Source organism: Pseudoxanthomonas sp. F11 (genome assembly GCF_037046485.1).
Classification (GTDB): Bacteria; Pseudomonadota; Gammaproteobacteria; order Xanthomonadales; family Xanthomonadaceae; genus Pseudoxanthomonas_A.
This window is the reverse complement of record NZ_JBANLZ010000002.1, coordinates 1-12,287: the sequence shown is the minus strand read 5'-3', so window position 1 is coordinate 12,287 and position 12,287 is coordinate 1. Positions and strand designations below refer to the sequence as shown.

The 12,287-nt window shown below is 68.8% G+C and carries 4 protein-coding genes; 1 reads left to right on the top strand and 3 read right to left on the bottom strand.

The features are described from left to right. Positions 1 to 72: 72 nt before the first annotated feature. Positions 73 to 1,953, bottom strand: a complete 1,881-nt coding sequence (locus V8246_RS05780) for a DUF11 domain-containing protein (RefSeq protein ID WP_336189045.1) — start codon at positions 1,951 to 1,953, stop codon at positions 73 to 75. A 633-nt stretch (positions 1,954 to 2,586) separates the two neighbouring features. On the opposite strand from V8246_RS05780, the gene V8246_RS05775 reads away from it, so the two are divergent. Continuing rightward, a complete protein-coding gene (locus tag V8246_RS05775; protein WP_336188349.1) occupies positions 2,587 to 5,268 on the top strand; it encodes a serine/threonine-protein kinase in 2,682 nt (893 codons plus the stop codon). Positions 5,269 to 5,301: 33 nt separating this feature from the next. On the opposite strand, the gene V8246_RS05770 is transcribed toward V8246_RS05775, so the two are convergent. Both V8246_RS05770 and V8246_RS05765 read right to left on the bottom strand, forming a co-directional pair. Further along, positions 5,302 to 9,012, bottom strand: a complete 3,711-nt coding sequence (locus V8246_RS05770; RefSeq protein ID WP_336188348.1) for a hypothetical protein — start codon at positions 9,010 to 9,012, stop codon at positions 5,302 to 5,304. A gap of 14 nt (positions 9,013 to 9,026) precedes the next feature. Next, positions 9,027 to 12,287 (bottom strand): isopeptide-forming domain-containing fimbrial protein (locus V8246_RS05765; protein ID WP_336188347.1); only part of this gene is annotated, 3,261 nt, incomplete at its 5' end.

Below are 12,287 nucleotides of genomic sequence, written 5' to 3'. Positions count from 1 at the left end.
CGCACGGGCTGCGCCCCCACGGCCCCGCTCGACGACGGATCGCGCCGGCACCCCGGCGCCCCGTCACGGGACCTACAGTCCGTTGGCCGTCACCTGGCACTGCAGCTGGACGGTCACCTGGCCACCCACCGGCAGGCTGGGCAGGACGATCCCGCTGCCCAGCAGGTCGGCCACCGGCACCGTCGGCGAGGGACACGTCGCTCCGCCGGTGGCCGTGCAGGTCGCGGTGGTGCTGGGTGCCGTGCAGTCCTGTCCCGGCCCCGCCACGTCGCTGAGGATGACGTTGTTCGCGTCCAGCGGCCCGTTGTTGCTGACCACGATCTGGTACGTCACCACATCGCCGGTCACCACCGGATCGGGCGATGCCGTCTTGACCACCTGCAGGTCGGTCTGCTGCAGCGTGTTGGTGAAGGTGCACACGATGGCACTGCCACCCGCCGTCGCGGCCGCATCCAGCGTGACGGTGCGGTTGACCAGGTCCGGCGTGGCCGTCCCGCCCGCTCCCAGACCGGTACAGGCGATATCCGTCACCCGATATGTCGCCGGCAGGCCGCTCTCGGTCACCGTGGTGGCGGTTCCGGCAGCGCTCAGCGTCTGCGGAGCGCCCGTCACCGCGGTGCCCGCCGTGGCGGTCGTCAGGGTCTGCGCGGTCAGGCCGTTGCTGCCGGTGAAGTCGAAGCTCCCCACGCCGCCCACGCTGATCTTGCGCAGGGTGAGCGTGGGGCGCGCCTGGTCCGTATCGGTGGCGGTGTTGTTGGACGGCGTGAGGTCGTTGACCGAGGAGGGCGGGACGACGGTCGCCGTGTTGCTCAGCGGACCGGTGAAGCCCGCGGGTACCGTCACGGTGAAGGTGTAGGTCAGCGAGCTGTTGGGGGGAAGATCGGCGCCGGTGTCGTTGAGAGCGCCGGTTCCGCTGGCCGCGCCGCACCTGGCGCCGCCGGTGGGCGTGCCGCAGGTCCAGCTGGCCGTGGTGATGCCGGTCGGCAGCGGATCGGAAACCGTCACATTCTCCGCGCCGAACGGCCCGGTGTTCCGCACCACGATGGTGTAGGTGACATTGGTACCTGGCAGATAGGTGTCGTTGGCCTGGTCCACGTTGTTGTTGACGCCCGGCGTGTTGGTCTTGGTCAACGACAGGTCCGCGTCCAGCACGAAGGTGGCCAGCGTGCAGTTGGCGCCGTCGCCACTGAACGACGCTGGTGCCGCACTCAGAAGCGTGGCGGCGCCGGTCACCGGATCGATCGCATAGATGTTGGGTGAAGAATAGGCGAGCAGGGCGTTGGCGAAGCCCCACATGGCGATCGACCCGGTCAGCGGCGTGGTGGAGGCCGCAGCGGTGATGGTGGTGGCCCCAGTGACCGGGTCGATCCGTGCCAGGCCCCCGCCGTTGACGATGGCGTAAAGCGCGCCGTCGTGCCACGCAAGATCCTGCACGGCGAACGACTGGCTGAGGGTGATCGTCGTGGCGGTGAGGGTGGCGATGTCGACGCGATAAAGGATGTTGCTGACGCTGCCTTCGCGGATGTACAGCTGGCCGGTGGGCGAGATCGCGCCGGAGGTGTAGTTGCCCACGGGCAGGCCGGCCACCGTGCCCACCACCGTGCTGCTGCCGTTGGACGCCACGCGGATCAGTTCGTTGCCGGCGGCGCCGTCCCACTCGATGCCGTAGATGTAGTTGTCCACCGGGTTGTAGCCGATGGCGTTGCGGGCAAGGCCGCTGCCGAGGGCGGTATAGGTGAACGGAGAGGTGGCGTAGTTGACCAGGGACAGGGTCGACTGGTCGGGAATGGGAGTGCTGTTCACCTGGTCGAAGAACATCCGCGCATCGCAGGTACCGAAGCTGGACTGCGCCTGGGCCGGAGCGGGCAGCAGGGCCAGCAGACCCATGACCACCGCGCCCGAGGCCAGTACCCGCCGGCTGACCGCCGCCAGGCGCACGCTCCAGTGCCGCATGTTGTTCACCCCTGTTTCCACGCCGTACTCCCTTGCATACCTTCGATAACGCCGCGCCCTGGCGCCGCAGTACTCCGCACCCGGCCCCGCCCGAGGGCGAAAGCCCGTCTGTGAGGCTCATCCCGTTGCGCGCCCGAATCAGGCCACGTTCCCTCTCGGGTCCTCCGGCGGCCGGGCCGAAGCCCGTTCCCCCTGCGGCATCGGTTCGGTGTTGTCGTCCTTGCGCGCAACACGAGTTGTTTTCGGCAGCGTGTCGCCCGACAGGACGCCTGCTGCGAAGGCAGTTCAGCCATCATGCGGCGAAACAGCGGCACCGAGACGGCTTTCGATGACGAACGGTACGACGGTTACGTTCCCTGACCGTGATCTGACACGGCCGCTGTAAGGTCGCCCCGCCTCCCTTCGGCGGATGGCTCACACGCTCCCGCCGCGCAGGCGCGTCAGCGACGGCTTGCTCGTGTCACTCATTGCGTCTCCGTCGTTTCATCCGCCTCTCCAGCGCGACGCTCGCATGCACCCTGCCGCCATCGGATCCGGCCGACGCAGCGTATTGCGCGCGAAGCGGCAACGGGCGGGCACGGACCTTCACGGCGCGATAGTCTGTGGCAAGACGAATCGACATGTTGGTCACCGATGTCCGACCCTGAGGCCCGTGCGCTTGCCCTGTTCGACGAGTTCGCCGAACTGGCACCGCGGCGGCGCGCCGCCGCGCTGGCAGCGCTTCGGGCGAAGGACCCTCTTCTGCATGACGCCTTGCACAAGCTGCTGGTCGCCGACGCCGCTTCGTACGCACTGGACCACGGCGGCGCACTGGATGTGTTGTCCATCACGGCGTCGGATCAGGACGCCCCTGCCGTCGATGCGTCCTCGCTCGAGCGCATCGGCACCTTGCTGGGACCGTGGCGCATCGACCGCGTGCTGGCACAGGGCGGCATGGGCACGGTCTACGAAGCCAGCCGCGCCGACGGGCAGTACGAGAAGACGGTCGCGCTGAAGTGCATCCGTGCGGAGATGTCGTCTCACGTCCTGGTCGACGCCTTCATGCGGGAACGCAATCACCTGGCGAAACTCGACCACCCCAACATCGCACCCCTGCTGGACGGTGGGGTGGAGGCCGATGGAAGCCCCTGGTTCGCGATGCGCCTGGTCCGGGGCATCTCGATCGACGAGTGGGCCGACCAGCAGCGCCTGGATCTGGCTTCGCGCGTCGTCCTGCTCCTCCAGGCCTGCCGCGCGCTGCAGTACGCGCACGCCCATGGCGTGCTGCATCAGGACATCAAACCGGGCAACCTGCTGGTGTCGGCCGATGGCGTGGTCCACCTGGTCGACTTCGGCCTGTCCACGCTGATGAGCGGACGGGAAGGCGACGCGTCAACGCCCATCGCGATGTCCAACGGCTACGCGGCACCCGAACTGCTGACCGGCGGCGCGGCCTCGGTCGCGGCGGACGTGCACGCGATGGGCGTGGTCCTGTACCAGCTGCTGGTGGCCACATGGCCCCGCCCGCTGCAGCCGCTGCACGCGCAGCTGGCCGGCCTCGGCGCTCCTTCCGCACACCCGCCTTCGCACCTGGCCGCCACGGTCCTTCCGCAGGTCGCCCATCTTCGGCGGTGTCGCGATACCCGCATGCTGCGCAGGAAACTCCTGGGAGACCTGGATGCCATCGCCCTGAAGTGCGTGGCGCTGGCACCAGGCGACCGTTATGCCAGCGTCGGCGCCCTCATCGACGATCTGGAACATTGGCGGGCGCGGCGTCCGGTGGGGGCACGCGGCGCGGGTCGCGGGTACGTCCTTGGCCGCTTCCTGCAGCGGAACGCGCTCGCCGCGCTGCTCGCGGGCACCGTCATGCTGACCGGCATGGCCGCGGCGGGGGTATTCGCATGGTTCCACTGGCGCAGCCAGCAGGAAGCCCGCGACATGCAGCTGGTGTCCACGATGTTCGAGCAGACCCTGGGTGCGGCCACGCTCTCCGGCCTGGCCGAAGCGCGCCCGTCCTCGCGCCAGCTGCTCGAGAAGACGGAAGCGCATCTGCGCGCCCTGCCCCCGCAGTCGAGCCCGGTGATCCGGGCGCGCGCGCTGACATCCCTGGCACGCAGCTATGCCGTACTGGGCGACTACGCACACGCGCTTTCGCTGGCCTCCCAGGCCAATCGGCTGCTGGCGGACCGCCCCACACACCAGTCCGAGACACAGGCCACCCTGGCCACCCTGCTCAATCTCCAGGCACGCCATGCCGAGGCACGCGACGTCGCCGCACAGAGCCTCCGCCAGTCGACCGCCGACCAACCCACCGCGGATATCACCACGCTCAACCTGCTGACGGAACTGGCGCGCGCCCACTGGGGGCTGTCGGAGCACGCGGCCGCATTCGACGCCCTGGGCTTCGCGCAGAAGGTGGCGGCAGGCCTGCAGTCGCAGGCGGCGCTCGAGACGCAGATCGAACTGCTGATCCTGCGCACCCAGTGGCATCTGCAACTGCTGGATCTTGCCGATGCCGGGCGCGAGCTCGATGCCGCCACCGCCTTGGCCCGTGGGGCTTCTCCATCGCTGGCCGACAACGTCAGCGAAGCGCGGCTGGCGTTGCTGCTGCTGGAGGACAAGCACGCGCAGGCCAGACAGGTAGCCGATGCGCTGCTTGCCTCGCGCCGGCAGCGGCTGGGCCCGGAGCATCCCGACACCGCACGCAGCCGCCGCTTGAGACTGGAGGTGCTGGAACGGCAGGGGCAGGCCACCGATATTCCCCCCGCCGCCGTGCGGGAGGCGCATGCGGCCATCGTCGCCGCGTACGGGACCGCGCATCCGGAGTACGCGCGCCAGCTGCTGCTGGAGGCGCGCCTGCAGCGCGGGCACGACGTGTCGCACAGCGTCGATCTGGCGGGCGAGGCGGCGCAGCTGCTGGAACGCAGCCTGGGCCCCCGCCATCCCACCACGCTCGCCGCGAAGGAAGAACAGGCGCAGGCCCTGGTCCAACTCGCGTCCGCCCAGTCCGGCCCGCCCCAGGAGGCGTCGTTGACGCATGCCATCAGCATGCTGCAGGAAGTGGTCCACGCCACCCGGCAACGCCAGCAGCCTTCGCCCACGGCCAAGTATCTGCTGGCACAGGCCCTGTTGCTGCGCGCGGCGAACGGCACACCGGATGCCATAACGGACCGGCGGCGTGCCGAGGCCCTGCTGCAGGACGCACTGGTGGAAGCCAGCCGCCAGTTGGGCCCGCGCCATGCCGTGACGGTGCGGATCCGGGACACCCTGGTCGGGAGCTTTCTTCCCGCCTCCGGCAATGCCCGGGGCGGCGAGTCCATCCCGGTGCGGCAATGACGCGGGAGGCCGGGGTGCCGGCCCGCGGTGGGATCAGTAGGTGCCGACCAGGTTGAGGAACCAGCCCTTGTGGTCGTAGTCGAAGTCGGTCAGATCGTCGCTGAAGTCGGTGAAGTTGTAGCCCACGCCGATACGGAAATTCTTGTTCAGGTCGCGATCGACCCCCACCAGGAAGCCCTGCTTGGTACCCCCGTCCCTGACATCGAGCCAGCGGTATTCGGCCAGCGCATGCCATTGGGTACGCAGGTCGTAGCGCACCTGCGCCGCGGCGAAGGTGGTGGCCGAATCCAGCCACACGCCGGTCCCGCGGCCCATCCGAACTTCACCTTCGCGACGGGCCAGCTTGCCGGCGAATTCCCAGTGCTGGTCGAGCTTGTACACGCCCTCGAACGAGAGGATCTGCGACTTCTGGTCGTACTGCGCCCCGCCCAGCTGACCCAGCGTGGCCAGGTCGTACAGGTAGGTGTAGCGGCCGAACACGCCCCACCGCTGGTTGTCCCAGGGCCGGTAGGCGAAGCCGACGTTGCCCTCGATGAACTTCGCGCTCGCCAGCGGGTCGAGCTGGTCGTCCGTGTCGGCGTAGTTCAGCCGGGCGGCGATGCGCCAGCTCTCGTTGATCTTGTGCGTCAACCGATTGGTGCTGACCCACTGCTCGCGCTGCTCGGCACCGCGGTCCTGGCGCCACTCCAGCTTGCTCTGCCAGTCAGTGTCGGGTGAGGTGCGTCCACCGGACACGCTGATCGCGCGGCGATCGACGTTGCCGCCGGCCGTATTCGTCAGTTCGCCGTTGGACAGCGTGAAGCCCAGGTTCCAGCCCTGCGCCGGATAGAAGTCCATACCGAAGGTGTGCGCCAGCCCGGACTGGTTGGGCTCCTTCAGGAACTGGCTTTCGTTGTACAGGTTGACCCGATTGGACAGGCGCCAGCGCTGGCCCAGCGTCCAGCCGTTCTGGGCGTTGCGCGTGAACAGCGAGTCGTAGGCCGTGGTGTCGGTGGAGTACGTATAGGCGCCATACACCGAGTGCTGGGGCGTCAGGCGGTGCTCGGCGTTGAGGCTGGCGGCCTGGCCACGGTCGCCCGTGGTCACCTCGGCCCCGACCGAGGAGTTGTCCCCGTACAGGTACTTGCCGCCCAGCGTCAGTGCGTCGTTGTCGGCGTACTGGCCGCCGTCGTCGTCGAGGGTGAGCTGGGCCAGACCGTACAGTTCCAGCGTACTGCCGAAGCGCTGCAGGTACTTCACCGCGCCCAGCGTGCCCGCCGCATCGATCGTGGCGCCTTCGGTATCCACGCGCCGGACTTCGGCGCTGAGCGTGCGGGTATCGTCCAGGCGCCATTCCAGCGTGGCCTGGGCCTGCGTCAGCGACTCGGCGCCGCTCTCGGCACGGGTGTAGCGCGCATACAGGCCAAGGCTGGGCGTGAACTGGCCCTGCACCTCGGCACCGTACTCGGTAATGGCCCGGCCGGTGTCGTAGCGCGAGATCGAGTAGCCGGCACTGGTGTTGCGCCACCAGGCGCCCATGCTCCAGTCCAGCGCGGTCCAGCCCAGTTCCTTGAAATTGGCGCGCGCCTCCAGCGACTTGGCTTCGCCTTCGCGGCGCAGGCCGGTGTCGTTCTGCTGGACGAAGCTCAGGCCGCCGTTGTCCGAGAAGAACACCGGCGCACCGAAGGATTCGGTCTGGGCGTATTCGGCCTTCAGGTAGGTGCCCTTGCCGGCCTGCAGGGTCAGATCGCCCGCCGCGAGGGTGTAGTCCTCGCCGGCCCGGTTCTCCTGCACGTAGGTGGCGCCCACGCCCACGTGGTTGCCGAACCAGTGCTTGCCGCGGAAGCCGGCACTGACATCATCGGCGTCGAAGCCGGACGGCACCCACTCGTAGTCCACCAACAGGCGCTGCTCGAAACCGTCCAGTGGCGCGTCGCGGGTGAGGGTGGGGATGTTCTCGCGGGTGACCTGCGCCAGCGGGCGGGTCAGCAGGATGCGGCCCTGCAACTCGTCGATCTCGTAGTCCGCGCCCCGCTGCAGCACCACGCGGTTCTCCACGCGGCCCGTGGTCAGGTCGCGGATCTCCAGGGTCACGACGTCCGAACCCGGCAGCAGGTCGGTATGCCGCAGGTAGTACAGGCTGCCGCCGGTACCGATGAACTCGTTGTGGCCCGGCGCGGTCTCGGCCTGCGAACCGAAGATGCGCAACTCGGTGCCCGGATCGCCCCAGCGGTTGGTGGCCAGCGAACGCCAGTTCAATGCCGCGCCGTACAGCGACCGCTGGTACTGCGCGAACTCGGTCCCGACGATGCGGGTGCTGTAGTTGCCCCACAGCGCCTGGTTCTTGTCCCAGTCCACCCGCAGGTAGAACCGGCCCATCGTGTCCACATCGCGATAGGTGGTGGAGTCGTCGCCGTAGACGGGGTAGTACAGATCCGGATCCAGGCGGCGGAACACATCCTGCGGATCGGCCTGGGTGAAGCCGTTGAACAGCCGGTCCAGGTCGCGTTCGGTCGTGTCGGCCTGGGCGGTGACGAGGTACTTGCCGCGCAGTTTGGCCTTGCCGTAGAACGCCAGCCGGCCGTCGCTGATCACGTCGTCCTGATAGCGCGTGTCGTTGGCGAAGGCCGCGCCCGAACCACTGGTCCTGTTCTGCGCGATGGTCACATCGGCCAGGCCCACACCGAAAAAGTAGCGCCCGGTGACGTCGACATCCAGCGTGTGCGACACCGGGGCCTGGCCATCGGCCGACCCGAGGCCCACCTGGAACTGATGGCGGCCCACCGGCACCAGGTACTCGGCCACGAACTTGCGTTCCTGGTCCAGCGGGTAGTTCTCGCCGTTGATGGTCAGCGACGCCGCGGCGGGAATGTTGCGTCCCTGGATGCGGATGCGCGATCCGTACATCGGGATGTTCTGCTGGCGCAGCCCGTTGCCGGAGAACACGCTCTCCACCAGGCTCTGCGTCTGGGCCTGCTCGGCGCTCAGCGCGGCGCCCTGCGCCCGCTCGATAGTGGTGCGCAGCTGGTTGATGCCGCGTTCGGCGTCCTCGGGCGACACCAGTTGCAGCGTGCGCGGATGGGTCTCGTCGAAGGCCCCGTCCTTGCCGTAGGCACGCAGCACGTAGACCAGCTCGTCGCCCTTGCGGAACCGATAACGGTCCGGCAGCGCGCCATCCCATGACGTGCTCGACACCGCCGCCACGTCGATCGGCGCGGAGGCGATCGGTTCGATCAGGTCGCCATCGCTGCTGCGGTACAGCGTGATCTCCATCCGCTGGATGAAGGCCGGATAGTTGCCGCGCACGTAGAACTGCACCGGGCGGACGATACGCTGCCCGTCGAACGGCACGATCGAAGGCGCCGAAACGGACAGTTCGGCCTGGCCCAAGGTGGGGTCCTCGGTGGCCCAGATGACGCCACCACCGGGCAGGTCGATGGAGAACTTACCCATCGCCGTGGCCTTGCCCGGCTGTTCCATCGCCACAGTGACGCGACGGTCCGGCTGCAGGACCTCGGAACTCGAGGCACGGTCGGTCCCGCGCGTCACCGGCTTGTCGTAGCTGCGGGTACGCAGCCGGAACAGCAGGCCTTCTTCACCCGTGCACTGTTCGCCATCGCAGTCCACGGCCGTGGCCGTGCCGTCCACGCGATCCTGCTGTGCCTGCGACGGCGCAGCCGTCTGTGCAACGGCCAGCGGCGTCGCACCGGCCAGCAGGCTGATCAGCGTGCAGTCCAGCAGTTTCATCTTCATACGCTTCTTCATGACCCGGCCCCCCTTCACTTCCGTACCCCGACAGGGGCTGTCGGGTCGTTGCTGGCTTCGACGCGGACGTTGGCACGCACCTCCGGACTCAGGCGTTTGGCGAGCGCTTCATAGACCGCCTTGGCACGACGCATGCCCAGGGCGACGTTGTAGGCGTGCGAGGCCCGCACGTCGGTGTGGCCGACGATCGCGATGCTGCCGCCCCCCATCCTTTCCAGGGCCGCCGCCACCTTGTCCAGCAACGGCTCGAACTCGGGCCGGATCGCCGATTTGTCGGTATCGAACAGCACCGTCCCCAACAGCGCGCCGCCCTCGTCCACACCCACGATCATCGAAGACGGATCGTCGACGGTGCCGCGGGCGCTGACCACCAGGCCCTTGATGGACGCGGCATCCAGCTTGTCGAGCAGTGCCGCCTTGACCGCATTCGCCCGCTCGAAGGCCAGCCCTTCGCTGTCGCCGTTGGCCTGGATGACCACTTCGCCGCCCTGGTACTGGCGCACCTTGGCCGCCATCGCCTCGATCACCGGCAGGTACTTGGCACGCACTTCCGCGCTGCCGGGGGCGAAGAACACCTCGCCCATCTCCAGTTCCACCTGCTGGGTGCCGCCCTCGATCACCTGCTCCGGCAGGGTGACGCCCCAGTCGAAGCGGACCGGCAGGCCGGGGGTGATTCGGCGCAGCAGCGGATTGTCGGTGGTGAACTTCGCACCGGCCGGCAGCGTGGACGGATCGACCTTGAGGATGAAGTTACGACCGCGCTCCCACGGACCGCCGGACACGCCCGCCAGGTGGTACCGCCCGTACTGGTCGGTCTCGATCAGCAGACCTTCCACCGAGGCGATGCGCACGCCCGGGATGCCGCGTTCGTCGATGCCGGCGTTGCGGATGACGTAATCCACCACATAGCCGCCCTCGGACTGGGCCACCCGGCGTTCGACCGTGGGCGCTGCCGCAGTCAGACCCTTGGCCGCTTCACCGGATTGCTCGACACGGGTATTGCCTGCCGCATCCATGCGCACCGTGACCCCCTGGTTGCTGGTCAGCACGAAGTCGTCCGTGAAGCTCAGCTCGTTCAGACGCTGGCGGATCACCACCTCATGGTCCTCGACCGGATCGGCGACCGACTGACGCCCGCTGATCGCGCCCACGGCGATGCCGTGCAGCAGCGGCGAACTCGCGTCGGGCTCCGGCTGGGGACCGGCACCGCGATCGACCGTGGTGGAGTTGGCAATGTAGGCCGCGGGGGCGAAGCCACCCTGCACCTTCACCCCGCTGAGCGCGGCGCTGTCCTGCCAGCCGTCCCCGTCACGGTCGTTGAACACCGTGCCGAACACCAGGCTGTCATCCAGCAACGGATCGGCGGTCAGCACGACCTCGGCCGTGGCCACGTTGGACACCGGATCGTCGGTGGCCGAGCGCACCTGGGCCTGGTTGACGTGCGTGCCCGGGCGCACGCCGGCGCCCACGCGCATCACGTACACCAGGGTCGCGGTCTGGCCCGCCGCCACGTCCACCCCGCTGAAGCGGAGCGGGCTGCCACCGGACACCGTCGCCATGGCGTCGGCATCGTTGGCCAACAGGGAGCCTTCCACGTAGCTGAAGCCCGCCGCCGGCGTGTCCACCACGCTGCCGTCGACCAGGTCCACGCTGCCCACGTTCTCCACCGTCAGGGTGTAGCGCACCAGATCCCCGATGCGGACCTCGCGGCTGCCTGCGGTCTTGCTCAGGCGGATCTGCGGTGCCTGCAACTCATGCTCCGTGCTGCAGGTGGTGCAGGCCGGCGGCTCGCCACCGCCACCCGATGCGGTCACCTGGTTGCCCACCACCGGGCCGGCGTTCTGGTTCACGACGGTCTCGTAGGTCAGCGCATGCACGCCGGCAGGCGTACCGGCCGGCAGGCGGCAGGTCAGCTGAGTCCCGTCGAAGGCGCAACCGGCGGGCAACGCGCCCAGGGTCAGGCCGCGGTCCGGGGTATCGACCAGGACCAGCGCTTCGCGCAGGGCCGATGCACCGATGTCCACCGTGAGCGTGTAGCGCACCGTCTGGCCCACCTGCACCTGGGCCCCGGTCCCCGGGTCGGACGACTTGGACACCACGACGCGGGGCGCCGCGACCGGCGTCTGCGTCGTGCACGTGCCGGCACAGGTCGGAGCATCGTCGCCCGTGCCGACGACGGCGTTGTCCACCGTGCCCACGGCCTGGTCATTCACCGCCGCCGTGTAGGTCACCGTGTAGGTGCCCGGCGCCGTGCCCGCCGGCAGCGTGCACACCAGCGGGTTGGTGCTGTTGCAGGTGTACGCACCGGCATTGGTCACCGTACCGAAGGTCAGGCCCGTGCCCAGCGTGTCGGTCAGCACCAGAGCATTGGAGGTGACCGCGTTGACCACGGTAGCCGTCAGCGTGTAGGCGATCGTGTCGCCCACGCGGACCTCTGTCCGGCCTGCCGGCAGCGTTGCGCTCTTGGCGTACGTCACCAGGGGCGCCAACGGTTCCGTCACAGGCGTTTCGGTGGTGCACGTGCCGGCACAGGTCGGGGCGTCGTCGCCCGTGCCGACCACGGCGTTGTTCACCGTGCCTGTAGCCTGCTCGTTGACCGTGGCGGTGTAGGTCAGTGTGTAGGTGCCCGGCGCGGTGCCCGCAGGCAGGGTGCAGACCAGCGGGTTGGTGGTCCCACACGTGAAGTTGCCAGCCGAGACGTTCGCCAGCGTCAGGCCCACCCCGAGGGTATCGGTCAGCGTCAGCGGCGCGGTGGTGCTCGAACGGGCGATCATGGCGGTCAACGTGTAGGTCAGTGTGTCGCCCGTGGAGACCTCGGTTTGTCCACCGGGCAGTATGACGGCCTTGCTGTAGCTCACCGCAGGCGCCGTCACCGGCGTGCTGGTGCCGCAGTTCGTCGTGCAGGTCGCGTTGGTGCCGACCACGGCGTTGTCCACCGTGCCCACGGCCTGGGCATTCACCCTCGCCGTGTAGGTCACCGGGTAGCTGCCCGGCGCCGTGCCCACCGGCAGCGTGCACACCAGCGGGTTGGTGCTGTTGCAGGTGTACGCACCGGCATTGGTCACCGCCACGAAGTCCAGGCCCGTGCCCAGCGTGTCGGCCAGCGTCGTCACCGACGTGGTCTGCGAGTTCGCCACCACCGTCGTCAGCGTGTAGGTGATCACGTCACCCACCGCCACCGGGCCGGCCGTGCTCGCCGACTTGCTGTAGCTCACCGCAGGCGCCGTCACCGGCGTGCTGGTGCCGCAGTTCGTCGTGCAGGTCGCGTTGGTGCC